The organism is Allobosea minatitlanensis (assembly GCF_964020775.1).
Map to the genome: position 1 here is coordinate 2828866 of NZ_OZ224509.1, position 22807 is coordinate 2851672.

A 22807-nucleotide genomic window follows, 5' to 3' on the forward strand; every position below is an offset into this window, starting at 1 on the left:
CGCGTCCGGGATGACCCGCGTTCTTATGAAAACATACTCCTATCCCAGCTCGGCCCGGATCCGCGCCGCCGTCTCCGCCTGCTCCGCGGCGGGAGGGCGCGGCATGGCGCGATAGGTCACGACCTCCTCGGCGATGTAGCGGCGCGAGGTGACGTCGTCCGAGCTCACCATCGGGATGAGATGCGCATGGGCATGCGCGACATCGTTGCCCGTGAACAGGAAGGCGACGCGGCCGACGCCGTAGATCGCCTTCAGCGCCTTGGCGACGCGCTGGCCGAGCTGGACGATCTCGGCCGCCAGCTCCGGCGGCAATTCGTCAAAATAGGGGTAATGCGCCCGCGGCACGATCTGGACATGGCCCGGCCGCACCGGAGCGATGTCGAGGAAGGCGACGAGGTTCTCGGTCTCGGCGACGCGGTGCGACCGGATGCGGCCCGCCGCGATGCCGCAGAACAGGCAGGAATCAGACGACATCGGCACGCCTCGCCGCCAGGCGGGTGAGATGGACGACGGCCATCGCGAGCACCGCGAAGGCCAGCGCCTGATGCGCCAGCCCGGCCCAGAGCGGCACCACCAGGAGCAGCGTCACGATGCCGAGCACGGCCTGCGCCGCGACGATGCCGGCGATGGCGCGGGCGCGCCGGGCCGCGCTGGATCGCGGCGCCGCGCGCTGAAGCCGCCAGAGCTGCCAGAGAGCGGCCGCGAGCAGGACATAGGCGCCGAGACGGTGGTTGAACTGCACCAGCGCGACATTGTCCACGAAGTTCTCCCAGAAGGGCTGCCTGGCGAAGAGCAGCGAGCCCGGCGGCACCAGGGCCCCGTCCATCATCGGCCAGGTGTTGAAGGCGAAGCCGGCCTTGGAGCCCGCCACCAGCCCGCCGAGCGCGATCTGGACGAAGGTCAGCGCCAGCAGCAGCCAGGCCATGGCAGGGCTGCCGGCGGTCTCGGGCCGGCGCTGCGGCGTCAACGCCGTGGCGAAGGCGACGACGGAGGCGAAGAACAGCCCGGCGAAGGTGAGATGCAGCGTCAGCTTCACCGGCGCGACGGCGACCATGCCGGGCTCCAGGCCGGAGGCCACCATGATCCAGCCGATCGCCCCCTGCAGGCCGAGCAGCAGCCCCATGCCGAAGAGGAGAGCGACGCGGCGGCCGGGCAGCAGCCGGCGCAGCGCCACGACGAGGAAGCCCGCCAGGAAGACGAGGCCGATGAAGCGGCCGAGCTGGCGATGGCCCCATTCCCACCAGTAGATGAACTGGAATTCGCCGAGGCTCATGCCGTTGTTGAGGATCTGGTATTGCGGGCTCGCCCGGTACTTGGCGAACTCCTCGGCCCAGGCTGCGGCGGAGAGCGGCGGCATGGCGCCGGTGATCGGCTTCCATTCGGTGATCGAGAGGCCGGAGCCGGTGAGCCGCGTCGCGCCGCCGACGACGATCATCAGGAAGACGAGCCCCGCCACCGTCCAGAGCCAGCGGCGGATGCCGGCATGGTTCGCGGTCAGGGCCGGTGCGGCGGCCGGCTGGTTCAAGGCAATGCTCACGCGACGGACCCTTGGACGCGGTGGCGCTTCACAAGCGCGGTCGAGGGTGACATAGCGCGAAGGAAGCAAATTCTGGTCGCAAAAACGGTACCCGCTTTTGCGGGACATGCTTTAGACCCGTCGCGACAGCGCGACAATGATCGCGTTGCCGCAGCAGCGGCCGAGCCAGAGCCGAACCCGGCAGGGAAACCGATGAAACAACGCACGCGCAAGCTGGTCGGAACCGTGCTGATCCTGGTCTTCGTCTGCGTCTATGCGCTCGTCGCGATGGCGCTGGCGCAGGGGCGGATCACCGAGGCCTCGAAGCTCGTGCAGGGCATCGCCTATGTCGCGCTCGGCCTCGCCTGGGTGCTGCCGCTGCTGCCGCTGATCCGCTGGATGGAGCGCCGGGACGAGGCGTAGGGCGCAGCGCTTGCGCAGAGCAGCCGCGCCCTACCCCGGATCCGACCGCCGGCCGCGGTCGCGCAGCCAGAAGGGCAGGCCCGAGAGCAGCGCCCGCAGCGCCGCCTCGTTCTGGTGGAGGCCGTTCAGCGAGACGCGCGGCAGGGCGTGGAGCTGGCCGGCATGCTCCGGCATCAGATGCCCCGGCCGGGTCGTGACGGCGCTGTCGAAGCCGGCCTCCGCGGCCAGCGCGAACTCCCGCCTCCCGGCCGAGCCGGGATCGCCCACGGGATAGGCGAAATGGCGGATGGGCAGGTCGAGCTCGGCTTCGAGCCTCGCCTTGCTCTCGGCGATCTCGCGCCGCGCCGTCGCCTCGTCCTGCTTCGCCAGCATCGGATGCGTCAGCGTATGGGCGCCGATCGCGATTCCGGGCGCGCCGGACAGGGCGCGCAAAGTTTCCCAGGGCAGGCATTCGCGCGCGACCAGCGCGGCCGGGTCGATGCCGGCCTGCCGTGCCAGATCGGAAACCGTCGACAGGAGAATCGCTTCCGGGCCTTTGCGCAGACGCCAGTAGAGCCTGGCGAAGGCGCGGTCCTTTTCGGCCTCGCTCCCGGTGCGGGCGGCAAAGCGCCCTCCTGGCAGCGCCAGTTCGAGGCGCGGCAGGGCCCGGATCGCCTCCTCAAGCTCCAGCCACCAGAGCCGGGCCGTGCGGTCGGCGAAGCCCGGCGTCACGAACAGCGTCCAGGGCGCGCCATGCTTCGCGAGCACCGGCCAGGCATATTCGACATTGTCGCGATAGCCGTCGTCGAAGGTCAGCGCGACGAAGAAACGCCGGCGCTTCGGGCTTCGCAGCCGGGCGAGCGCCTCGTCGAGCGAGACGAGGTCGTAGCCCTCGCCCCGGATCAGGCCGAGCGCCGCGTCGAGGAAATCCGGCGTGATCTCGAGCAGCGCGTTGGGCGCGAAGCCGCGCGGCCCGGCCGGGCGGACATGGTGGAGCGTCAGGATGACGCCCTTCCCCTGAGCGAAGCCCCGGCTCCAGCGGTCGGCGCCGGTCGCCGCCATGATCCTGAATGCGGCCGCGATGGCCCTGTGTCGTCCGTTCATCGCCTGTCCGTGCAACCGCCCGCTAACGCTATCGCGCGATCGCGCCGCCGGCCTCAGGATCTTGACCGATCCGTTCACAATGCCGGGTTAAGGAAGGGCCGTCCTGTCCTGCTCGCGAGGCGACGGCGCGTGCCTGCCCCCATTCCGCCCTCCTCCTCCCGACCCGCCGGCTCCTCAGGGGCCGCCGCCGCGCCCTGGGCGTCGATAGCGGTCGAGACGGAGATCGCCGCGATCGCGGCCGCGTGGCGCGGCTTCGAGGCGCGGGCGCTGGTCACCCCCTATCAGAGCCATGGCTGGGTGCGCGCCTTCGTCGAGACGGTGGGTGCGGCCCATGGCATGGAATTCCGCTACGCGCTGCTGCGGGACGCGGAGGGCGCTCTCTGCGCGCTGCTCCCGCTCGCGATCACCCGGCGCAGCGGCATCCGCTTCGCCGAATTCATCGGCGGCAAGCACGCCAACTACCATATGGGCCTCTATGCGCCCGGTTTCGCGGAACGGCTCGACGCCGGGCTCGCCGCGCGGATGCTCTCCGAGATCGGCCGGGCCATCGGCGGGCTCGACGCGCTGGTCTTCATCAACCAGCCGACGCGGTGGCACGACATCGCCAACCCCGCCGCCCTGCTCGCGGCCGGGCCGAGCCCGAGCCGGGCCTACAGGCTCGCCCTGATTCCCGGCGACGGCGAGGCCACGCTCAGGCGCTCGATGAGCGGCCACGCCCGCAAGAAGCTCAAGAACAAGCGCAGCCGCCTCGCCGATTTCGGCCCTTCGACGGTGACGCGCGCCCGGACGCCGGCCGAGATCGAACGGGCGGTCGACGCCTTCCTGCAGCAGAAGGCCGAGCGCTTCCGCCGCATGGGCGTGCCCGATCCCTTCGAGGAGCCGGCGATGCGCACCTTCCTCGCCAGGGCGGCGACAGGCGACGGCGAGGCCCAGCCCGCCGTCGAGCTCTATACGCTCGACCTGAAGGGCGCCTGCGTCGCCACCTATGTCGGCGCCGTCCAGGGAGGCCGCTTCTCGGGCATGGCGACCTCCTTCGACATGGCCAGCGAGACCGCGCGGGTCAGCCCGGGCGAGCTTCTGCTCGCCGAGCTGATCCGGCTGAAATGCAGCGAGAACTTCGCGGCTTTCGATCTCGGTGTCGGCGAGGCGCGCTACAAGACGACCTTCTGCGACGCGCATGACGACCTCGTCGACAGCTTCCTGCCGCTGACCCTGAAGGGCCGGTGGTTCGTCAGGGTCGCGCAGGCGAAGCGGGAGCTGAAGCGGCGGATCAAGAGCTCGCCCAGGGCGCTCAGGCTGGCGCAGCGCGCCTCCCGCTGGCTCAGGCGGCGGCCGGCCGAGACGACGGGCGGCGAATAGAAGCAGCCATGCCCGGCCGAGGGATCCCGCCATCCGGGCAGCGTCGAGGCGGCGCGCTCAGGCCTCCGCCGGCTCCTCCTCGACGCGCGGCATCCGCGCCATCGCCGGGGCGCGCTCGGCATCGAGCACCAGCGAGACGGGCCCCTTGACCAGCTCGCTCAGGCGATAGCCCGCCTCGAGCGCATGGCCGTTTCCGGCCTGGCCGCTCATCACCAGCCCGCCCTGGGCGCGGCGCGCGACCGGCTCCAGCATCGCGCCCTCGTCGTTCGAGGCGGCGGCGACCAGCACCCAGTCATAGGTCTCGCAGAGCGCCTCGAGCGCGACATCGACCAGATCGGGCGCGGCGAACACCGCCTCGCGCCCGGCCCGGCCCGGCCCGATGCTGTGCAGGCGCGAGCCGGCCTGCCGCATGATGATGTCGGAGAACAGCGCCTCGCCGGCCAGCAGCTCCGAAAAGCCCGGCTCGCCGTGATCGTCGTCGCGGGCGAGATCGAGGAGGATGCAGCGGCAGCGCTGCGACAGCGCCTCGGCGAGATCGCGCGGTCCCGCCGCGCCCTCGCCCCCGGCGTCGAGGACCAGCGCGAGCGGCGCCAGCCCCGGCGGCGGCTCATCTGTCCGCTCCGATAGCGCGACCAGCACAGCCTCCGGCTTCTCGGGGTCGAGCCGGATCTGGCCGAGGCGGCCGGCATGGGTGAGCAGGCCCGCAACCGCATCCCGGCGCGGCCGCTCCGGCGCCGGGCCCTCCGGCCTGCGCCCCTCCTCGTCCTCCTCGCCGACGGACACCCAGCGCGGCCCCTGCGGCGTCGGCGGCAAGGGGCGCGCCTGCCCGTTGAGCAATTCCCGCGTCACGATCGTCGCCAGCGCGATCAGGAAGGTCGCGAGCGTCGAGACCAGCACGATCGGCAGCTTCTTCGGGAAGGAGGGATCGGTCGGCTCGACGGCGCGCGAGATGATGCGCGCATCCGCCGGGGCGCCGTTCAGCGTGTCGCGGGCGGCGGCCTCGCGGTAGCGCTGCATGTACTGCTCGAGCTGCTCGCGCAGGGTGCGGGCGTCGAGCTCGAGCGCGCGCAACTGCACCTCATTGTCGTTGGCGGAGGCGACGCTCTTCTTCTGGCCGTCGAGCGCGGCCTGGAAGCTCTCGACGCGCTGCCCGGCGATCTTGGCCTCGTTCTCCAGCGTGCGGACGGCGCGCTCGGCGGCGGCGCGGAGCTGGCCTTCGAGGTCGCCGAGCTGGGCGTTCAACTCCTTGATGCGCGGGTGGCCCGGCAGGAGGCTGCGCGACTCGGCCGCGATCTGGGCACGCAGGGTGACGCGCTGCTCGATCAGCCGGCGCACCAGCTCGTTGTTGGCGACGTCCGGGATCTCGAAGGTGCGGCCGCGCTTGATCGCGTCGCGGATCAGCCCGGCCTTGGCCTGGGCCTCGGCCTGCTGGCTGCGCGCGGCGGAAAGCTGGGTGGAAAGGTCGGCGAGCTGCTGCGAGGTGATGCTCGTATTGTTGGGGCCGGCGAAGAGGCCGTGCTTCGCGCGGAACGTCTCGACCCTGGCATCGGCCTCGGCCACGCGCTTGCGCAGGGGTTCGATCGTGGTCGAGAGCCAGGCGGAGGCGCTGCGGGCGTTGTCCTGCTTCGCCGCCTCCTGGAATTCGAGATAGGTCTCGGCGATGACGTTGGCGGCCTTCGCCGCGAGCGCCCGGTCCTGCGAAGTGAACTCGATCGCGACGATGCGCGAGCGCGCCACCGGATAGACCAGCAGCCGGTCGAAATACTTCTCCAGCACCCGCTCCTCCGGGGAGCGGTCGGCCGGATGGGTGCCGAGCCCGATCATCACCGCGACCTTGCGCAGCGCCCCGAGCGCGCCGGCGCCGGAATCGAATTCGGGATTGCCGACGAGGCCGATGCGCTTGATCGCCTCGCGCGCCAGGTCGCGCGACATGATGACCTGCACCTGGCTCTGCACCGCCTCGGCATCGAACTGGCCGGAGGTATCCGGCGCCGATTGCCCGGGCAAAGCATAGAAGCCGCTGCGACTCTCCAGAAGCAGGCGCGCCTCGCCGGTATAGCGCGGCGTCACCACATTCACCGCGAGGAAGGAGAGGCCGAGCGCGGCCAGGGTCGGCACGACGATCCAGGCCTTCCGGCGCTTGATCGCCGCCCAGAGTGCGGAAAGGTCGAGCATATCGCCGCGGCCTTCGCCACCACCCCGTGCCTCGGTCCCAGCTTCAGCGGTCATGACCCACCCATGTGACGCAGAACTCCCGCATCCCCGCAGGCATGCCGCGTCATTTAAGGCGCGGTAAGGTTATTGTCCGGTAAATGCCGCAAGACGCCACCGGCGAAGGCCGTGCGCGCCCTCCGCCGCCGGGCGCCTGACGGTAACGGTGCGCCCGGCTGCGTGCCTAAAGTATCGGACTGAATATCGCACGCGGCACGGGAACCGCCATTCCGGTCCCGTACGGAACCACCACCGTCATTCCGGGGCATGGCGAAGCCATGAGCCCGGAACCCGGAACCGATGCCCTTCGTCGGGAAGCAGGTCGATCGGGGATGCCTTCGCGAGCCGGGCCGTCGGTTCCGGGTTCCGGGCGCGGGCCTTGCGGCCCGCCCCGGAATGACGTTGGCGGATCATGCGCCGATACCGACAGCCCGGGCGAAGCGCGTACGATCCTCAGCCCGGCCTAGGGTTTCGCGGGTCCCGGCCCGCCGGACGCGACGACGTCGCCGGGCTTCTGGCCGGGCCCGCAATCGCCGAGCCGCCGCGACTCCATCACCAGCCGGCGCTCCAGCGGCGCGGACTGGCCGGGCATGCCGGTCAGCCGCGTCGCGCCCTCGCTGCGGATCGCCGTCTCGAAATCGCCGGTGACGACGCTGCTGCCGGAAGCCTTGACCGGCCCCATCGCGCATTCGGTCTCGATCGCGTAGCCCGTGGCGGTCCGGGTCACCAGGAGCTTGGAGCAGGTCCCGCCCGCCAGGCTCCCGGCCAGGAAGCGTTCGGTGTCCGGACCCAGGCACTGCTTCGCCACCACCTCGCCCTGCTCGCCCTGCCAGCGGGTCTCCCAAAGTCCGGGCCGGCGCTGCGGCAGATCCTCCGCGAGCGCCGGGACGGCCATCGCGAGGACGGTCACGGCAAGCGCTGCTGGCCTCATCTGCGATCTCCACGCGGGAATCATCCGGGCTGCGATGCCAGACAAGTCCCTCGCGGCGGCCAGAATAAGGCGCGAACTCCGAGCGCCCGTCCGACGCCCGCCGCCCCATGCTCCCCGGGAAGCGGCGCCGGGAGCCCGGCGGAAGGCTTTGTTAACCATATCCGTCCTATAGCTCGGCGCGAATTACGCATGGGTAGCCAGTGATGAGTCGTCGCCTCGCCTCCTTCGCCTTGGCCGCCGCCTTGACGGCAGGCGCCTGCGCGCCCGACTACCAGGCGGCGGACACCGCGCTGGCCCAGCCGGAGGGCCCCTACCGGCTCGCCAGCGGCGACAAGCTGCGCGTCATCGTCTTCGGCCAGGACAATCTGTCGAACATCTATGCCGTTGACGGCTCGGGCAAGATCTCGATGCCGCTGATCAATACGGTCTCGGCCCAGGGCCGCACCACCCAGCAGCTCGCCCGCGAGATCGAGGCCAAGCTGCGCGGCGGCTATGTGCGCGAACCGAAGGTCTCCGTCGAGGTCGACACCTACCGGCCGTTCTTCGTCCTCGGCGAAGTCACGAATTCCGGCCAGTTCCCCTTCGTCAACGGCATGACCGTGCAGAATGCCGTCGCCATCGCCGGCGGCTTCACCCCGCGCGGCCAGCGCAACTCCGCCGAGATCACGCGCCAGATCGACGGCCAGACCGTCACGATCACGGTGCCGATCACCTATCCGGTCCAGGCCGGCGACACGATCGTCATCAAGGAACGCTGGTTCTGACGCCCCTGCCCGGCCCTGCCCGCGCGGACGCCGCCGCCGCGCCGCTCAGCATCCTCCATGTCTTCCGGGCGCCGCTGGGCGGGCTCTTTAGGCATGTGCTCGACGTGGCGCGCGGCCAGGCCGAGCGCGGCCACCGGGTCGGCATCTTCTGCAATTCGACGACGGGCGGGGAGCGGGCCGACGCGGTCTTCCGCGCGCTTTCGCAGACCCTGCCGCTCGGCGTCACCCGGGTGCCGATGTCGCGCTATCCCAGCCTCACCGACCTGCGGGCGCAGATCGCGCAGATCGCGCTGCGCCGGCGGCTCGATCCCAACGTGGTGCACTGCCATGGCTCGAAAGGCGGGGTCTATGGCCGTTTGCCGGCCCTGTTCGCGCCGGGCCGGCGCTACGTCACGGCCTATACGCCGCATGGCGGCAGCTTCAACTACAGGCCCGGCAGCGTCGAGCATAAGATCTATATGGGCGTCGAGCGCCTGCTCGAAGGCGCGACCGACATGTTCCTGTTCGAGAGCCGCTTCATCGCCGGCCGCTTCGAGGCCTATGTCGGGCACCCGCCGAGAACCGCGCACCGCATCGTGCTCAACGGCATCTCCGAGGCGGAACTCGTCCCGATCGACCATGGCGAGGCGCGTTTCGATCTGCTGTATCTGGGGGAGCTGCGCTCGGCGAAGGGCGTCGACACGCTGATCGACGCGCTGGCCCTGCTGCGCCGGCGGAACGATCTGGCGCCGCGCATCCTGATCGTTGGCTCGGGGCCGGACGAGGCGGCGCTGAAGGGGATGGCCCGCGCGCGGGGCATCGCCGAGCAATGCGTCTTCGAGCCGCCGGGACCGATCCGCGAGGCGCTGGCGCAGGCGCGGATCATGGTCATCCCCTCGCGCGCGGAGTCCCTGCCCTATGTCATCCTCGAGGCCGCCGCCGCCGCCCAGCCGATGATCGCGACCGATGTCGGCGGCATCAACGAGATCTATGGCGAGCGCCATCGCCACCGCCTGATCCCGGCCGACGACCCGGCGGTCCTCGCCGGAGCCATCAGCGCCATGCTGGCCAGGCCCGAAGCCGAACGGCGGGCGGAGGCGACCGATCTCGCAAGGCATGTGCGCCAGCATTTCCGTCTCGACGCCATGACCGACGGGGTGATCGCCGCCTATCGCGAGGCGCTCGCGGCGCGCCGCGCGGACGAGCCCGCGGCTAGAGCAGCTTGAGTCCGACCACGCCGGCCACCACCAGGGCGATGCCGAGCCAGCCGGCCGGCGTGATCCTCTGCCCGAAGGCGAGCGCGCCGATCACCGCCGTGGCGACGAGGCCGGCACCGCCCCAGACCGCATAGGCGACCGAGAGGTCCATGCCCTTGATCGCCTGGGCGAGCGCGCCGAAGGCGGCCATTACCAGCACCACCCCGCCCAGACCGGGCAGGCGATGCGTCAGGCCGTCCGAGCGCTTCAACAGATAGGTGCCCGACAATTCGAGGACGACGGCGCCGAGCAGCCAGAACAGGGGAATGAGATGAAGGGTGGAGACATTCACACATGCCTCCCCTCGCTCGGGAGAGCCTCACCCTCCTCCTCGCCGCCGCCATGGCCGACGCCGGCCTCGATCAGGACGATGCCGGCCAGGATCGCCGCCAGCGCGACCATCCGCCCCGGCGTCAGATGCTCTCCGAAGAGGACATGCCCGGCGGCGGCGATGCCGACGATGCCGAGCCCCTCCCACACCGCATAGGCGACCGCCATGGGAATGACGCGCAGGGCGACGCTGAGCAGCGCGAAGGACAATCCGATCAGGAGCAGCGGCAGGACGCCGACGAGCCAGGATGCGGAGACGACCGACTTCAGCGCGGCCGTCGCGATAATCTCGACGGCGATGGCCGCGAGCAGAACCAACCAATGAAAAGACATGTTGCACACGGGCGAAGCCGCGCCGCACGGCGCATCAGCGCCGCAAGAACAGCCTAGCAATCGTTAGGGTTTTAAATCGTGAGTTCCGATGAAATCGCCTTTCCGGAGCTTCGCTCCGGAAAACCGAACCGCGGAGGGAGCAACGCCGCAAGGGCAGAACTCATCACGCGAAATATGTGTTTCTCAGACACTCATCGAGCGGGAATATGCTGGCGCCAAGACCTTCTGTCAACGGATAAACACTATCGATTATCCAAAGCGCTCGCAGACGAGCGCAAAATCAGGCGCGCAAAACCTTGGGCAACCCCTTGAAGCGAAAAGGCAATTTCGACGTCTTCGGAAGCGGCGAAAAAAACTGCGCCGATGGCCTCTCGCAAAGCCGCGAATCGTCCCCCAGATCGCCGGGAAACGCGGTATGATCGTTCAAGTCGGGTTAAGCGTTCCGAGAGCAATGTCTGCTAGTATACGGCCCCGGCCGCGACAGGAGACGCCGCGGTCTGGACGAGGGTTGGACGTCATGGGTGCTTTCGATGTCCGCGACATGATGAAGGCGGATGCCGCCGGCGCGGCCTCTGCGACATCGGGCGCGCAATCAGGAAACGGGCAGACGCGCCGCTTCCATCCGCTCGCCGAGCGGATCGCGGCCATGCCGGTCAAGCCGACGCTGTCGCCGGTGCTGATCGAGGGGCTGGCGCGCCTGCTCGACATCGCGATCGTCCTGGTCATGGGGACGCTGGTCTACCGGCTCTACGTGGCGGGCAGCGTCGCGTCCGCGATCATCTACCAGATCGCGATCCCGGCCTTCGCCGGCGGCACGCTCGTCACCTTCCAGATGCTGCGGCTCTATCCGATCGGAGCGCTGCGCCATTTCGCCGGCTCGGCGGTGCGCCTGCTCGGCGGCTGGACCATGCTGTTCCTGATCGCGCTCGCGATCATCTTCATGCTGAAGATCGGCAGCCAGATCTCGCGCGGCTGGCTGGTCGGCTTCTATCTCGGCGGCGGCGCGGCGCTGATCGCCGGGCGCTTCGCCGCGGCTGTCACCATCCGCCGCCTGACGCGCTCCGGCCGGCTCGAGCGGCGCACCGCCATCGTCGGCGGCGGCGAGGCCGGCGCCGCGCTGATCGAGGCGCTCGAGGCGCAGCCCGATACCGGCCTGCGCATCTGCGGCGTCTTCGACGACCGCAACGATGCGCGCTCGCCCGACCTCGTCGCCGGCTATCCCAAGCTCGGCACCATCGACGACCTCGTCGAATTCGCCCGGCGCACCCGGCTCGACCTGGTGATCTTCACCCTGCCGATCTCGGCCGAGGCACGGCTGCTGACCATGCTGCGCAAGCTCTGGGTGCTGCCGATCGACATCCGGCTCTCGGCCCATATGTCGAAGCTGCGCTTCCGCCCGCGCTCCTATTCCTATCTCGGCGCCGTGCCCGTCCTCGACGTTTTCGACCGGCCGATCGCCGATTGGGACGTCGTCGTCAAATGGCTGTTCGACAAGATCGTCGGCACGCTCGCGCTGATCGCGCTCTCGCCGGTGATGCTGGCGACCGCCATCGCGGTCAAGCTCGACAGCAGGGGGCCGGTGCTCTTCCGGCAGAAGCGCTACGGCTTCAACAACGAGACCGTCGAGGTGCTGAAGTTCCGCTCGCTGCGCCACGACATGGCCGACAAGGCCGCGGCCAGGCAGGTCACCCGCGACGACCCGCGCGTCACCCGCGTCGGCCGCTTCATCCGCAAGACCTCGATCGACGAGTTGCCGCAGCTCATCAACGTCGTGTTCAAGGGCGACCTCTCGCTGGTCGGCCCGCGGCCGCACGCCATCCACGCGCACACCGCGAACCGCGCCTATGAGCAGGTGGTCGACGGCTATTTCGCCCGCCACAAGGTCAAGCCGGGCATCACCGGCTGGGCGCAGATCCATGGCTGGCGCGGCGAGACCGACACCGAGGAGAAGATCCAGCGGCGCGTCGAGCACGACCTCTACTATATCGAGAACTGGTCGGTCCTGCTCGACCTCTACATCCTGCTGAAGACGCCGTTCTCCCTCCTGACCAAGAACGAGAACGCCTATTAGGGCCGCGGGCCGTCGCGGCGCGGCGGGGAGCGGCCTGGATTCCGGCGCGACAAGCCCCATCTTCCGGGTGGAGGTGCAGCCATGGCCAGCGGGTGGGCTCCGGACGGAGCCGTTCAGGACCAGATCGACGATTCCATCAGCGATGCGGTGCGCCTCGCCCGCTCGCGCCTGCCGACGGGGCCGGGCGAGATTCACTGCCAGGAATGCGGAGAGGAGATTCCGGAGGCGCGGCGCCGCGCCATGCCTGGCGCCCGCACCTGCATCGCCTGCCAGACGGCCCTGGACCGTCCCGCCGCCGCCAGCGCCTATAACCGGCGCGGCAGCAAGGACAGCCAGCTCAAATAGCTCCGGCGGCCGGCGTTTGCGCTCCGGGAGGCCCTCCGAGGAACCGGCGAGACGGCCGCTGTCGCCGGCCGGACGCGCGCAGGCATGGCCTCGCGCGCAAGCATTTGCGCCAGCTCAATGAGGCGCGCGCGAAGCGCCCTTACCAAGCCCTCGAATCAGCAGGGTTTGAGATGGTCACGGAAATCGCGGTTTGCATGGGAATGGTGGCGGCCGGCCTCGTCGGCTGGTTAGCGGATCGCAGGCTCGGGGACAGGCGCTGGGGCGCTTGTCCGCTGCGCGCGGACCGGGTCTGCGGCTGCGGTATCCGCAACGCGAAGCTCATTCGCCTCTGCTCCGGCGACGATGCGCGGCTGCCCCGATGACACTCCGATGAAAAAGCCCCCGCCGGGCGTCCGGCGGGGGCTTTTTCGTGTTCGGCCTTCCGGGTCACCGCCGGATCATCACCAGCGCGGGCGCGGACCGTAGCCGTGACGCGGACGCGGGCCGTAGCCGGGGCGCGGACCATAACCGGGACGCGGGCCGTAACCCGGGCGCGGGCCATAGCCGGGACGAACGTAGCCGGGGCGGCCATAGCCATGCGGCCGGGCGCCCTGCATCATCATGAGCCGGCGCTGTTTCGCTGCGGTCATCGTGAACGCGATCGGCGCCTTGTCCAGGCGCTGGGCCAGATCCTGCGGCAGGGCTTCGGATGCCAGGGCGGGGGTGCCGAAAGCGGCGCCCAGGGCAATGGCGGCGGACAGGACAAGAAATCGCATGCGAAACTCCTTAGGTTCGTCTGACCAATCAACACGGTGAAAGCTCAATGGTTCATGAACGCCGCCGTCGGAAAGCGTTCATGCCGGACGATGTTAGGGGCCGGAGAACCTTTTCCCAAATGCGATCGCAGAGCATGAGGTCCCGCCTGGACGGAAGAAAGCCCGCCTCCATGCCGGGAATCCGCGCCGCCGATCTCCGGCGGACACGCCGGAAACCACCCTTGGGGCCCGTGGCCCTGCGATGCTCAATTCGCTGTTCTGATTGAAGAGATGGTCGGAGCGAGAGGATTCGAACCTCCGACCCCTTGTCCCCCAGACAAGTGCGCTAACCGGGCTGCGCTACGCTCCGACGCAACGGCTTATAGTGGCGCACTGCCCCGGATGCAATCCGCTTCGATACGGCGGAAGGATTAGTTTCTGATTCCGCCGCCGACACGACCGAACGCCGCCCGCGCCGGGCGATTTAACCCTGCTTCGCTCATCCCGGTTGTGGATTTCGGTCCGGCAACGCATTTTCCGGCCGAGGATCGAGCTCCGGACGCCGGCGGCCGCGCCCCTCGCCTCCCCTGTCCCCGCAAGGAACCGGCCCGAAGCGGGCTGGTTTCCCGCCCGCTGCCGCGTCCCTTGCCGCCTTCCGGCCGAATGCAACATGCGACGGGCGGCCAGGGGCCGCCCGGGATGAACCCGCCTCAGACCCGGCTCAGCCAGCCGGTCAGCAGGCTGAGATCGGCCTGGGAAAGGCCGTGGCCGGCAGGCAGGCTGCGATGCTCCACCGCCGCGCCCTCCGAGGCGAGCAGCGCCGCCAGCCTTTCCGAGTCCGCCGCCGGGACGATCGGATCGAGCAGGCCCGAAAGCAGCAGCACGGGCTTGCCCGAGAGATCGGCGGAAGGCGGATCGCGGAACGGCGGCATCGCGCGCAGCAGCGCCGCCCCAGCCAGCGCCTCGGGGCGCAGCAGCAGAAGGCTCGCCGCGACGTTGGCGCCATTGGAGAAGCCGACCGCGATCGGCGCCGGCAGGCCGTAGCGCGACCGGGCGTCCACGATGAAATCGGCGAGCTCATGGGTGCGGCGGCGGAGGTCGGCCTCGTCGAACACGCCTTCGGCCAGGCGGCGGAAGAAGCGCGGCGCTGCGCCTTCCAGCACCTTGCCGCGCGGCGAGAGCAGGCTCGCCCCCGGCGCGACGGAACGGCCGAGCGCAAGCAGGTCGCGCTCGTCGCCTCCGGTGCCGTGCAGCAGCAGAAGCGGCTTGCGAGCCGGATCGCCGCCCGACTCGAAGACATGAATGAAGCCGGTATCGGCCTTGGTCTCGGTCATGGGTTCTCTCCCTTCGGGAAGCGGAGGGACCGCCCTGCTCCATGGATGGCGGCAGGGCGGCGGGGTCGCGTCCGCTCAGTCGAGCGCGGGCAGGACGGCCTCGATCTGGGCGCGGTGCGCTTCCAGCCCGGCGGGCAGCTTGAGCGCGCGGCCCAGCTCGGCGGCAGGCTCGTCGACGGCGAAGCCGGGGACATCGGTCGCGATCTCGAACAGGACATGGCCGGGCTCGCGGAAATAGACCGAACGGAAGTAGTTCCGGTCGCGCTGCTCCGTGGTCCGGATGCGATGGTTCTCGACCAGGCGACGCACCATCTCCTCCTGCGCCGCGTCATCGGCGGCCCGGAAGGCGATGTGGTGCACCGAGCCCGCGCCCTGCCGGGCCGGCAGGAAGCCGCCGGCGACCCGCAGGTCGATCACGCCGCCGACCTTCGTGCCCGCGACCGCATAGCGGATCAGCGAACCCTCGCGGGCGGTCTCGGCGAAGCCGAAGATGTCCGTCAGGATCGCCGCCGTGGGCGCGGCGTCGGCCAGAAGCAGGCTGACGCTGTGGAAGCCACGGATCGCGTTCTCGACCGCGATCCCGCCTTCGGTCCAGCAGGGCTCGGACTCGACGCCGGGCAGGCCGACCAGAGCCAGCCGCATCCCGTCGGGATCGCGGAAGCTCAGGACGGACTCGCCGAAGCGCTTCGCCGGCGCCTCATGCGGCACGCCGAGCTCGACGAAGCGATGCGTCCAGAAGCCGATTGCGCCTTCCGGCACCCGGAAGACGGTCTCCTGCGTCTCGCCGATGCCGAGACGGCCGGGGGCCGCCTGGTCCCAGGGGAAGAAGGTCAGGATCGAGCCCGGCGCCGCGTCGGCATCGCCGTAATAGAGATGATAGGTGCCGGGATCGTCGAAATTGACGGTCTTCTTGACCAGGCGCAGGCCGAGCACGCGGCCGTAGAAGTCGAGATTGCGGCGGGCCGGGCCGGAGATGGCGGTGACGTGGTGGAGTCCATTGATCTGCATGATGACGATCCTCCGTTTCGAAGAGTGCTTTGGCGGGCGCCGCCAGACCGGAGCGTTCCGGGGAGCAGCGGCGTCGCCGTTGGCCGAAAGATCGTCAGTGTTCGCTCCGGGCGCCAGGGCAAACGCATTGCTTCAACGCAATGTCATATGACTAAAATTACAATTTTAATTGCAACGAATGCAGACCGACCTTCGGCGGCGAGATCTTCCTACTCCCCCGGAAACACGACCATGACCGACACCCGCTTCGCCTCCTAGGGAGCCCTCGCCCTGCGCTCCGAGCGCGCGCTCCTGCCGGCGAAGGCCGCCCTTGCCTGAGCCCGGCCCTCGCGGATGCGGCGCGCGCACGCCTCGCGCCGCGCTTGAACACGAAACCGCCTTGGCGGAGAGTGGCGCGATGACGTCCGCTCCCCGCTCCAACCCGGCCAAATCGCTGGCCTGGGACGATTTCCGGCTGATCAAGGCGATCGCCGACAAGCGCGCCCTGCCCGCCGCCGCGACGGCCCTCGGCATCAACCATTCCACGGTGTTCCGGCGGCTCGGCCAGATCGAGGAGGCGCTCGGCGTCAGATTGTTCGAGCGCCACCGCAGCGGCTATATCGCGACGCCTGCCGGCGAAGAGATGGTCCAGCTCGCAGGCCGCGTCGATGACGACATCCACGCCTTCACGCGCCGGCTGGCCGGCCAGGAGATCAAGCCGGCCGGCGAATTGCGGATCGCGACCAACGACACGCTGCTGGTCGACCTGCTGACGCCGGTCTTCGCGCAGTTCCTGGCGCAGTGCCCGGACATCCGGCTCGACATCCTGATCGGCAACCAGGCCGCCAATCTCTCGAAGCGCGACGCCGACATCGCCATCCGCGCCACCGACAACCCGCCGGAAACCCTGATCGGCCGCAAGCCCGCCCGCATCGCCTGGGCGCTCTACGGCCGCAGCTCAGACTTCCCCGGGCCGGAACTGCCGCCGATCGAGGCGCTGTGGCAGCGGCAATGGGTGTCGCTGGGCGAGCAGTTCACCCAGTTGAGCGCCGTGCGCTACCTCGCGCGCCATGTCGCGGCGGAGCGTGTCGTCTACCGGCTCAACACGGTGCTCGGCCTCGCCGAGGCGATCGAGGCCGGCATCGGCATCGGCTTCCTGCCCTGCTTCATCGGCGACGTGCGGCCGGGCCTGGCCCGGCTGGCGGCGCCGGACCCGGACCTCGCCGCCGATCTCTGGCTCCTGACCCATCCCGACCTGCGGCACACGCCGCGCGTGCGGCTGTTCCTCGACTTCGCCTTCGGCGCGCTCGCGCGCCTCAAGCCGCTGGTCGAAGGGGACCGGACCGTCGCCTCCCCGCGCGACGAAGCCCAGGACTGAATCCCCGCCGGATTGCCGGCGACGGTTCTGCCCGCGGCCGAAGCAAGCTATGATCGCGCCATGGAGATCATGGTTCCGCTCATCGCCGGCCTCGCGCTGCTCTGGCTGATCGGCCGCGGCGTGCCCTGGAACGCCAAGCTGATGACGATCGTGGTGACGCTCGCCATCATCATCCTGGTCGTCGCGCTGGAACGCGGCGGCTACTGGCCCGAGGCCTTGCGCCGCCGCTGAGCCTGCCGCTCAGGCCGAGACCAGCTTCAGCCCGACGATGCCGGCCACGATGAGGCCGATGCAGGCGAGCCGGAGTGCATTCGCCGGCTCGCCGAGCAGGGCCATGCCCAGGATGGCGGTGCCGATCGTGCCGATGCCGGTCCAGACGGCATAGGCCGTCCCGACCGGAAGGCTCTTCAGCGCCAGCCCGAGCAGCCCGAGGCTGACCGCCATGCTGGCGACGGTGAAGGCGGTCGGTCCCAGCCGGGTGAAGCCATGGGTGTATTTCAGCCCGATCGCCCAGCCGACCTCGAACAGTCCCGCGATGACAAGAGTGAACCAGGCCATGACGGCCTCCTGAGGAATCCGGCGAGGTCGTCCACGCCTGAAGAAGAGAAGGCTGCTCGCCCGAGGTCGTCCTCGCCCTGCAAGCTAATATGCGGGTTCAGCCGTTCAAGCGCCGATGCGCCCCCACCCCTGCGATGGGAGGATTCGCGCGCCGCGACCGGGCGGTTGCCGGCTCAGGCCGGCTCGTCGGCCGGCTTCAGCGCGTTTTCGAGGATGCGGCGGCACTCGCCCAGCTCCGCCATCACCGCCGTCAGCACCGTGATGTCGTCGAGCCCTTCCGGGACGGGCTGGCGCGGCGGCGTCCGGTCATGGGCGGGCTGCACGCCTGCCGCCGGGGCGGCGGAGCCGGGATCGCTCGCGGGGCCGACCGGGGCGCCGCGGCCGATCGCCTGGACATGGCGCGGCCCCTGCTCCTTGAGGATGCGCTGCAGGCCCTTGATCGTATAGCCTTCGCCATAGAGCAGGCGGCGGATGCCCTTGAGCAGGGCGACGTCGTCGGGACGGTAGTAGCGGCGCCCGCCGCCACGCTTCAGCGGCTTGATCTGGTTGAAGCGGGTTTCCCAGAAACGCAGCACATGCTGGGGAACGTCGAGGTCCTCGGCGACCTCGCTGATGGTCCGGAAAGCGTCCGGGCTCTTGGTGTCCATCTCGGCCTCCGCATCCGCTTCGCCGGCGTGGAACTCGAGCTTCACTCGGCCTCACCCTCACTCAACTGCCCGTTGATGCGGGCCTTCATCACGTTCGAGGGCTTGAACACCATGACGCGACGCGGTTCGATGGGCACCTCGACGCCCGTCTTGGGATTACGCCCGATTCGCTCGCCCTTGTCGCGCACGACGAAAGAACCGAAGGAGGACAGCTTCACATTCTCGCCGCGCGCCACCGCATTGCAGATCTCGTCGAGCACGGTCTCGACCAGCTTCGACGCTTCCGTCCGCGACAGCCCGATCTTCTGGTAGACAGCCTCGCACAGATCCGCACGAGTCACCGTTTGCCCCGACATTCACATCCTCCAAAGGCGGATCACGGGCGGCGGCATCGAGCCACCACCTTTCGCCAAATACGGACGGCGGACGCTAGGCGCCCCCGCCGCCCCGGTCAATCCTCGAACACGGGATTTGCGACCGCGGCGGCCAAAAACGGCCCGAATTGGCGAGAAAACATCACAAATTGCGCGAATTCCGAAAGCCGGCTCACCAGCGGATCAGCGCCGACCCCCAGGTGAAGCCGCCGCCCATCGCCTCGATCAGAACGAGCTGCCCGGGCTTGATGCGGCCGTCCTTATGCGCCTCGGCCAGGGCCAGCGGGATCGAGGCCGCCGAGGTGTTGCCATGGCGGTCGACGGTCAGCACGACATGGTCATGGCTGATGCCGAGCTTGTCCGCGGTGGCGTCGATGATCCGGCGATTGGCCTGATGCGGCACGAACCAGTCGATATCGGCGCCGGAGAGCCCGGTCTCGGCGAAGGTGTGGCGCACCGTCTCGGCCAGGTTGTTGACGGCATGGCGGAAGACCTCCTTGCCCTCCATGCGCAGGAAGCCGACCGTCTTGGTCGAGCCGGCGCCGCCATCGACATAGAGCTTGTCCTTGTAGCGCCCGTCCGAGCGGATATGGGTCGCGAGCACGCCGCGATCCTTCAGCGTCCCCTCGCCCGGCACCGCCCGCAGCACCAGGGCGCCGGCCCCGTCGCCGAAGAGGACGCAGGTCGCGCGGTCCTCCCAGTCGAGAATGCGCGAGAAGGTCTCGGCGCCGATCACCAGCGCGGTCTTCGCCGCGCCCGTCGTGAGGAACTTGTCGGCCGTCGCCAGCGCGAAGACGAAGCCGGAGCAGACCGCCTGCAGGTCGAAGGCGGCGCCGCCGGTGATACCGAGCGCGGCCTGGATCTGCGTCGCGGTGGCGGGGAAGGTGTGGTCCGGCGTCGCGGTGGCGACGACGATCAGGTCGATCTCGGAGGCGTCGATGCCGGCATCGGCGATGGCGTCCTGCGCCGCCTTGAGCCCGACCACGGAGGTCGGCTCGTCATCGGCCGCGATATGGCGCTGGCGGATGCCGGTGCGCTGGACGATCCACTCGTCGCTGGTGTCGACGCGCGCGGCGAGTTCGGCATTGGTGACGATGCGGGCGGGAAGATAGGAACCGCAACCGATGACCTGGGAGCGCAAGATGGACAAGAAACGTTTTCCCTATTCGGTCTCGGCCGGCTGCACCGCCGACGGCGCCGGCTGGCTGCTGGCGGCGACCATCTCGCGCAGCTTCGCCATCAGGTCCTCGCGCGCCATCTCGTAGCCGAGTTCGGCGGCGCTGGCGAAGCCGACGGCGTCCGTGCCGCCATGGCTCTTGATGACGATGCCTTCCAGCCCCAGGAAGACGCCGCCGTTGGATTTGCGCGGATCGAGTTTTTCGCGCAGCGCCGCGAAGGCGCCGCGGGCGAAGACATAGCCGATCCTGGCCATCAGCGACCGGCCCATCGCCGCGCGCAGATAGGAGGCGATCTGGCGGGCGGTGCCCTCGGCGGTCTTCAGCGCGATATTGCCGGTGAAGCCTTCCGTCACCACCACGTCGACCGTGCCCTTGCCGAGATCGTCGCCCTCGACGAAGCCGTGATAGGCCAGATGCGGGAGATTGCCCTCGCGCAGGATGCGGCCCGCCTCCTTGACCGCCTCGACGCCCTTGATCTCCTCGACGCCGACATTGAGCAGGCCGACCGTCGGCCGGTCGAGATCGAAGACGACGCGGGCCATGGCCGCGCCCATCACCGCGAGGTCGACGAGATGGCGGGCATCGGCGCCGATGGTGGCGCCGACATCGAGCACGATGCTCTCGCCGCGCGCCGTCGGCCACAGGCAGGCGATCGCCGGCCGGTCGACCTGCGCCATCGACTTCAGGCAGAATTTCGACATCGCCATCAGCGCGCCGGTGTTGCCGGCCGAGACGGTGACATCGGCCTCGCCGGTCTTGGTCGCGTCGATGGCGCGCCACATCGAGGATTTGTAGCGGCCGTAGCGCAGCGCCTGGCTCGGCTTGTCGTCCATCTTCACCGAGATCTCGGTGTGGTGGAAGCTCGTCACGGCCTTGAGCTTCGGGTGCTGGTCGAGCAGCGGCAGGACGGTCTTCTCGTCGCCGAACATGACGAAGCGCGCATCCGGGCGCCGCTCCAGCATCAAGGCGGCGCCGGGAATGACGACGGACGGGCCGTGATCCCCGCCCATCGCATCGAGCGCGATTGTAACTGGTCGTGTCATGGAGTTCTGGTGTGTCCCGGAAGCGGCCGACCTTCGATCCGGGGCGGCTCTTTGCCGGCCGGACAATAGCGGTTTGCGATCAACTCGCAAGCCGCGCAGGCGGATTGGCGCTGCTCAATCATCGTCGTGATCCGTGTCCGGCCGCGAGCGGCGCATCGACCGCATCATGTCGCGTCGCGCTTCAGTTTCGCGAGCGCGGCGAAGGGAGAGACCTCCTCGTCCGGCGGTGCCGGCGGCTCGAAGCTCACCCCGGGCTTGCGCGGATAGGGATCGAGCGAAAGCGCCAGGAATTCGAGCGTGATCGCGCCCAGATCGATGACGCCGTCGACGATCGGCTCGGGCGGGTCGTCCTCGTTGAGCAGGACCTCGATGTCGATGCCGGCGGCCTCCGCGCCGCGGCGCGGGACGGCCTGCGGATCCTCCTGCGGCGCGAAATCGAGCTTCACCGGCACGTCGAGCTTCACCGGGAAGGGTTCGAGCGTGACGACGCAGCTCTGGTGCAGATGCGCCGCGATCCGGCCCTCGAGCTTGACCCGTTCGCCGTTGCGGATCGCCAGATAGCGTGCGCTCAGCGCCTCGACCGAAGGCAGGCCGAGCGCGGCGGCGATGGCGGCGCGCTGCCCGGCATCGGCCTCCAGCACGATCTCGGTGCCGCGCTGGCGAATGGTCTCGACCCGGACGGGATGGCGGAAGGGCGAGGCCTCCGGATGGTCAGGCGTCATGCGCGGCCTCCTCGCTCGCGAAGGCGGGAAAGAGCGGCTCCCGGTGCAGAAGCGCATCGAGGCCGAGGCCGGCGAACTCCGTCCGCACCGCGCGCAGATAGGCCGCCAGGGCCGGGGCGCCCGAAGGCGAGGCGTTGCGGCGCAGGGTCTCGACCAGGGCCTCGTCCTGCGGCGCGGCGAAGCCCGCCTCGCAGGCCTGGATGCGGCCGTAGAACATCTGGCCGATCTTCTTCATCCGCTTCGGCACGGCGATGTCGCTGACGCCGCCATTGCGGAAGCCGAGTTCGAGATAGCCGAAGCAGGCGTCGATCAGCTCCTGCGACAGCTCGCCGGCGGGCGCCGGCAATTCGCGCAGCCGCCGCAGCACCAGGAACATGTGCAGCGTCAGCGATTCGAAGCGGCCCTCGAAGCTGTCGGGAATGCCGCCTTCGAGGTAGAGCGCCGGCCGGCGCGAGGCCTCGGCGACCCGCCCGAACAGCGCATCCACAGGTGCGCGCCGCTGCGCACGCTTGCCGAACCAGCCGAAAATCACACCTTTGCCTTCGCCCGGTCGCGTTGCCGGCGTCCTCGCCTTGCCAAAGCCATCCTCGGGCGTTACGCCAACCCTGCCCCCTTTGACAAGCGGCTTGGAACGATCACAGACCGTCACCATCCGCCCCGCCTCTGGACCGTGCCCGCATGAATCCCATGTCCCGCCGTACCGCCCTGTTCGGAGCCCTCGCGACCTCGTCCCTGGCGCTCGCCGGCTGCGGCCCCGACGCCGGCGGCTTCATGCTGCCGACATCGACCGGCATCAACGAGGAGTTCAACCGCGGCTTCGTGATGGACGACGCACTCGTGGCGCAGATCAAGATCGGCATGGACGTGCAATCCGTGCTGCAGATCCTCGGCACGCCCTCGACGACCTCGACGGTCGGCAACCGCACCTTCTACTATATCAGCCAGCGGATGCGCCGGCGCTTCCAGTTCCAGGACCCGCAGATCATCGACCAGCAGGTGCTGGTGATCTATTTCAACAAGAGCTTCAAGGTGGAGCGCATCGCCAATTACGGCCTGCAGGATGGCGTGATCTTCGACTTCATCAGCCGCCGCACCCCGGCCGGCGGCGAGGAGCAGAGCTTCCTGCGCAACCTCTTCCGCGGCGTCACCAAGTTCAACCCGCTGGGCGGGCTGAGCAGCAACTGACCGCGGCGGCGCCTCCCGGAACAGGGCAACCCCGCGACCGCGTCGCGGGGTTCGTTTTTTCAGGAA

Annotated in this window: 26 protein-coding genes and 1 tRNA gene; 9 read left to right on the forward strand and 18 right to left on the reverse strand. The window is 69.5% G+C overall.

Annotated features, from left to right (window positions below):
• Nucleotides 1–39: 39 nt before the first annotated feature.
• Nucleotides 40–474 carry an HIT family protein gene (locus ACWH43_RS13905; RefSeq protein ID WP_158446256.1) on the reverse strand — a complete coding sequence of 145 codons (435 nt, stop codon included), beginning with the start codon at nucleotides 472–474 and terminating at the stop codon, nucleotides 40–42.
• Nucleotides 464–1537 carry a COX15/CtaA family protein gene (locus ACWH43_RS13910; RefSeq protein ID WP_260349532.1) on the reverse strand — a complete coding sequence of 358 codons (1074 nt, stop codon included), beginning with the start codon at nucleotides 1535–1537 and terminating at the stop codon, nucleotides 464–466. Before ACWH43_RS13910 ends, ACWH43_RS13905 begins: the two co-directional genes overlap by 11 nt.
• Nucleotides 1538–1729: 192 nt before the next feature.
• Here ACWH43_RS13910 and ACWH43_RS13915 point away from each other — a divergent pair, with 192 nt between their 5' ends.
• The gene (locus ACWH43_RS13915; protein ID WP_158446254.1) at nucleotides 1730–1939 is read left to right on the forward strand and encodes a DUF2842 domain-containing protein; all 210 of its coding nucleotides are present in this window, start codon (nucleotides 1730–1732) and stop codon (nucleotides 1937–1939) included.
• A gap of 30 nt (nucleotides 1940–1969) precedes the next feature.
• Here ACWH43_RS13915 and ACWH43_RS13920 read toward each other — a convergent pair whose 3' ends face one another.
• A complete protein-coding gene (locus ACWH43_RS13920) occupies nucleotides 1970–3022 on the reverse strand; it encodes a polysaccharide deacetylase family protein (protein ID WP_158446253.1) in 1053 nt (350 codons plus the stop codon).
• Nucleotides 3023–3151: 129 nt separating this feature from the next.
• On the opposite strand from ACWH43_RS13920, the gene ACWH43_RS13925 reads away from it, so the two are divergent.
• Nucleotides 3152–4381: a GNAT family N-acetyltransferase gene (locus ACWH43_RS13925; protein WP_260349535.1), complete on the forward strand. Its 1230-nt coding sequence runs from the start codon at nucleotides 3152–3154 to the stop codon at nucleotides 4379–4381.
• A 57-nt stretch (nucleotides 4382–4438) separates the two neighbouring features.
• Here the strand turns inward: ACWH43_RS13925 and ACWH43_RS13930 are convergent, their stop codons facing one another.
• Together ACWH43_RS13930 and ACWH43_RS13935 are read right to left on the reverse strand one after the other, a co-directional pair.
• Nucleotides 4439–6610 carry a GumC family protein gene (locus tag ACWH43_RS13930; RefSeq protein ID WP_158446251.1) on the reverse strand — a complete coding sequence of 724 codons (2172 nt, stop codon included), beginning with the start codon at nucleotides 6608–6610 and terminating at the stop codon, nucleotides 4439–4441.
• 445 nt (nucleotides 6611–7055) lie between these two features.
• Complete coding sequence (locus ACWH43_RS13935) at nucleotides 7056–7523, reverse strand: DUF3617 domain-containing protein (RefSeq protein ID WP_158446250.1); 468 nt, start codon at nucleotides 7521–7523, stop codon at nucleotides 7056–7058.
• A 203-nt stretch (nucleotides 7524–7726) separates the two neighbouring features.
• Here ACWH43_RS13935 and ACWH43_RS13940 point away from each other — a divergent pair, with 203 nt between their 5' ends.
• Nucleotides 7727–8287: a polysaccharide biosynthesis/export family protein gene (locus ACWH43_RS13940; protein ID WP_158446249.1), complete on the forward strand. Its 561-nt coding sequence runs from the start codon at nucleotides 7727–7729 to the stop codon at nucleotides 8285–8287.
• Nucleotides 8288–8361: 74 nt separating this feature from the next.
• A complete protein-coding gene (locus tag ACWH43_RS13945; RefSeq protein ID WP_448153661.1) occupies nucleotides 8362–9492 on the forward strand; it encodes a glycosyltransferase in 1131 nt (376 codons plus the stop codon).
• Here the strand turns inward: ACWH43_RS13945 and ACWH43_RS13950 are convergent.
• Both ACWH43_RS13950 and ACWH43_RS13955 read right to left on the reverse strand, forming a co-directional pair.
• A complete protein-coding gene (locus ACWH43_RS13950) occupies nucleotides 9479–9814 on the reverse strand; it encodes an SMR family transporter (RefSeq protein ID WP_260349538.1) in 336 nt (111 codons plus the stop codon). The two genes, ACWH43_RS13945 and ACWH43_RS13950, sit on opposite strands and share 14 nt — an antisense overlap.
• Entirely contained in the window at nucleotides 9811–10185 is a 375-nt protein-coding gene (locus tag ACWH43_RS13955; protein ID WP_158446247.1) for a DMT family transporter, read from the reverse strand. The genes ACWH43_RS13950 and ACWH43_RS13955 overlap by 4 nt, the downstream gene beginning before the upstream one ends.
• A 517-nt stretch (nucleotides 10186–10702) precedes the next feature.
• Between ACWH43_RS13955 and ACWH43_RS13960 the strand changes: the two genes are divergently transcribed.
• A complete protein-coding gene (locus ACWH43_RS13960; RefSeq protein WP_448153517.1) occupies nucleotides 10703–12256 on the forward strand; it encodes an undecaprenyl-phosphate glucose phosphotransferase in 1554 nt (517 codons plus the stop codon).
• Nucleotides 12257–12337: 81 nt separating this feature from the next.
• The gene (locus ACWH43_RS13965) at nucleotides 12338–12601 is read left to right on the forward strand and encodes a DksA/TraR family C4-type zinc finger protein (protein ID WP_158444664.1); all 264 of its coding nucleotides are present in this window, start codon (nucleotides 12338–12340) and stop codon (nucleotides 12599–12601) included.
• A 440-nt stretch (nucleotides 12602–13041) separates the two neighbouring features.
• Here the strand turns inward: ACWH43_RS13965 and ACWH43_RS13970 are convergent, their stop codons facing one another.
• From ACWH43_RS13970 to ACWH43_RS13985, 4 genes are all read right to left on the reverse strand, one after another.
• On the reverse strand, nucleotides 13042–13356 hold the full coding sequence (locus tag ACWH43_RS13970; protein ID WP_158444663.1) for a hypothetical protein: 315 nt from the start codon (nucleotides 13354–13356) through the stop codon (nucleotides 13042–13044).
• 271 nt (nucleotides 13357–13627) lie between these two features.
• Nucleotides 13628–13705 (reverse strand) — tRNA-Pro (locus tag ACWH43_RS13975).
• Nucleotides 13706–14045: 340 nt separating this feature from the next.
• Nucleotides 14046–14669 carry an alpha/beta hydrolase gene (locus tag ACWH43_RS13980; protein WP_158444662.1) on the reverse strand — a complete coding sequence of 208 codons (624 nt, stop codon included), beginning with the start codon at nucleotides 14667–14669 and terminating at the stop codon, nucleotides 14046–14048.
• A 75-nt stretch (nucleotides 14670–14744) separates the two neighbouring features.
• Complete coding sequence (locus tag ACWH43_RS13985; RefSeq protein ID WP_158444661.1) at nucleotides 14745–15677, reverse strand: ring-cleaving dioxygenase; 933 nt, start codon at nucleotides 15675–15677, stop codon at nucleotides 14745–14747.
• A gap of 397 nt (nucleotides 15678–16074) precedes the next feature.
• Here ACWH43_RS13985 and ACWH43_RS13990 point away from each other — a divergent pair, with 397 nt between their 5' ends.
• Nucleotides 16075–17034: a LysR family transcriptional regulator gene (locus tag ACWH43_RS13990; RefSeq protein WP_158444660.1), complete on the forward strand. Its 960-nt coding sequence runs from the start codon at nucleotides 16075–16077 to the stop codon at nucleotides 17032–17034.
• 69 nt (nucleotides 17035–17103) lie between these two features.
• Complete coding sequence (locus ACWH43_RS13995) at nucleotides 17104–17265, forward strand: hypothetical protein (RefSeq protein WP_377785403.1); 162 nt, start codon at nucleotides 17104–17106, stop codon at nucleotides 17263–17265.
• A gap of 9 nt (nucleotides 17266–17274) precedes the next feature.
• Here ACWH43_RS13995 and sugE read toward each other — a convergent pair whose 3' ends face one another.
• The 7 genes from sugE to ACWH43_RS14030 form a co-directional block, all read right to left on the reverse strand.
• Nucleotides 17275–17592 (reverse strand): quaternary ammonium compound efflux SMR transporter SugE, encoded by a 318-nt coding sequence (gene sugE / locus ACWH43_RS14000; protein ID WP_158444659.1) that lies wholly within the window; start codon nucleotides 17590–17592, stop codon nucleotides 17275–17277.
• A 173-nt stretch (nucleotides 17593–17765) separates the two neighbouring features.
• On the reverse strand, nucleotides 17766–18239 hold the full coding sequence (locus ACWH43_RS14005) for a MerR family transcriptional regulator (RefSeq protein ID WP_260348052.1): 474 nt from the start codon (nucleotides 18237–18239) through the stop codon (nucleotides 17766–17768).
• 41 nt (nucleotides 18240–18280) lie between these two features.
• Entirely contained in the window at nucleotides 18281–18595 is a 315-nt protein-coding gene (locus tag ACWH43_RS14010) for an integration host factor subunit alpha (protein ID WP_158444658.1), read from the reverse strand.
• Between the two features lie 190 nt (nucleotides 18596–18785).
• Complete coding sequence (locus tag ACWH43_RS14015; RefSeq protein WP_158444657.1) at nucleotides 18786–19763, reverse strand: beta-ketoacyl-ACP synthase III; 978 nt, start codon at nucleotides 19761–19763, stop codon at nucleotides 18786–18788.
• Nucleotides 19764–19775: 12 nt separating this feature from the next.
• Nucleotides 19776–20834 (reverse strand): phosphate acyltransferase PlsX, encoded by a 1059-nt coding sequence (gene plsX / locus ACWH43_RS14020; protein ID WP_158444656.1) that lies wholly within the window; start codon nucleotides 20832–20834, stop codon nucleotides 19776–19778.
• Nucleotides 20835–20998: 164 nt separating this feature from the next.
• Nucleotides 20999–21556: a YceD family protein gene (locus ACWH43_RS14025; RefSeq protein ID WP_158444655.1), complete on the reverse strand. Its 558-nt coding sequence runs from the start codon at nucleotides 21554–21556 to the stop codon at nucleotides 20999–21001.
• Nucleotides 21546–22043 (reverse strand): ubiquinol-cytochrome C chaperone family protein, encoded by a 498-nt coding sequence (locus tag ACWH43_RS14030; protein WP_260347880.1) that lies wholly within the window; start codon nucleotides 22041–22043, stop codon nucleotides 21546–21548. Before ACWH43_RS14030 ends, ACWH43_RS14025 begins: the two co-directional genes overlap by 11 nt.
• 200 nt (nucleotides 22044–22243) lie before the next feature.
• Between ACWH43_RS14030 and ACWH43_RS14035 the strand changes: the two genes are divergently transcribed.
• Entirely contained in the window at nucleotides 22244–22741 is a 498-nt protein-coding gene (locus ACWH43_RS14035) for an outer membrane protein assembly factor BamE (RefSeq protein WP_158444653.1), read from the forward strand.
• The last annotated feature ends 66 nt before the right edge of the window (nucleotides 22742–22807 follow it).

Bases quoted from the DNA above. Each gene is read 5' to 3' on its own strand.
- ACWH43_RS13905 (WP_158446256.1), bottom strand. From the start codon at position 474: ATGTCGTCTGATTCCTGCCTGTTCTGCGGCATCGCGGCGGGCCGCATC.
- ACWH43_RS13915 (WP_158446254.1), top strand. From the start codon at position 1,730: ATGAAACAACGCACGCGCAAGCTGGTCGGAACCGTGCTGATCCTGGTC.
- ACWH43_RS13920 (WP_158446253.1), bottom strand. From the start codon at position 3,022: ATGAACGGACGACACAGGGCCATCGCGGCCGCATTCAGGATCATGGCG.
- ACWH43_RS13930 (WP_158446251.1), bottom strand. From the start codon at position 6,610: ATGACCGCTGAAGCTGGGACCGAGGCACGGGGTGGTGGCGAAGGCCGC.
- ACWH43_RS13935 (WP_158446250.1), bottom strand. From the start codon at position 7,523: ATGAGGCCAGCAGCGCTTGCCGTGACCGTCCTCGCGATGGCCGTCCCG.
- ACWH43_RS13940 (WP_158446249.1), top strand. From the start codon at position 7,727: ATGAGTCGTCGCCTCGCCTCCTTCGCCTTGGCCGCCGCCTTGACGGCA.
- ACWH43_RS13955 (WP_158446247.1), bottom strand. From the start codon at position 10,185: ATGTCTTTTCATTGGTTGGTTCTGCTCGCGGCCATCGCCGTCGAGATT.
- ACWH43_RS13960 (WP_448153517.1), top strand. From the start codon at position 10,703: ATGGGTGCTTTCGATGTCCGCGACATGATGAAGGCGGATGCCGCCGGC.
- ACWH43_RS13965 (WP_158444664.1), top strand. From the start codon at position 12,338: ATGGCCAGCGGGTGGGCTCCGGACGGAGCCGTTCAGGACCAGATCGAC.
- ACWH43_RS13970 (WP_158444663.1), bottom strand. From the start codon at position 13,356: ATGCGATTTCTTGTCCTGTCCGCCGCCATTGCCCTGGGCGCCGCTTTC.
- ACWH43_RS13980 (WP_158444662.1), bottom strand. From the start codon at position 14,669: ATGACCGAGACCAAGGCCGATACCGGCTTCATTCATGTCTTCGAGTCG.
- ACWH43_RS13985 (WP_158444661.1), bottom strand. From the start codon at position 15,677: ATGCAGATCAATGGACTCCACCACGTCACCGCCATCTCCGGCCCGGCC.
- ACWH43_RS13990 (WP_158444660.1), top strand. From the start codon at position 16,075: ATGACGTCCGCTCCCCGCTCCAACCCGGCCAAATCGCTGGCCTGGGAC.
- ACWH43_RS13995 (WP_377785403.1), top strand. From the start codon at position 17,104: ATGGTTCCGCTCATCGCCGGCCTCGCGCTGCTCTGGCTGATCGGCCGC.
- sugE (WP_158444659.1), bottom strand. From the start codon at position 17,592: ATGGCCTGGTTCACTCTTGTCATCGCGGGACTGTTCGAGGTCGGCTGG.
- ACWH43_RS14005 (WP_260348052.1), bottom strand. From the start codon at position 18,239: ATGGACACCAAGAGCCCGGACGCTTTCCGGACCATCAGCGAGGTCGCC.
- ACWH43_RS14010 (WP_158444658.1), bottom strand. From the start codon at position 18,595: ATGTCGGGGCAAACGGTGACTCGTGCGGATCTGTGCGAGGCTGTCTAC.
- plsX (WP_158444656.1), bottom strand. From the start codon at position 20,834: ATGACACGACCAGTTACAATCGCGCTCGATGCGATGGGCGGGGATCAC.
- ACWH43_RS14025 (WP_158444655.1), bottom strand. From the start codon at position 21,556: ATGACGCCTGACCATCCGGAGGCCTCGCCCTTCCGCCATCCCGTCCGG.
- ACWH43_RS14035 (WP_158444653.1), top strand. From the start codon at position 22,244: ATGTCCCGCCGTACCGCCCTGTTCGGAGCCCTCGCGACCTCGTCCCTG.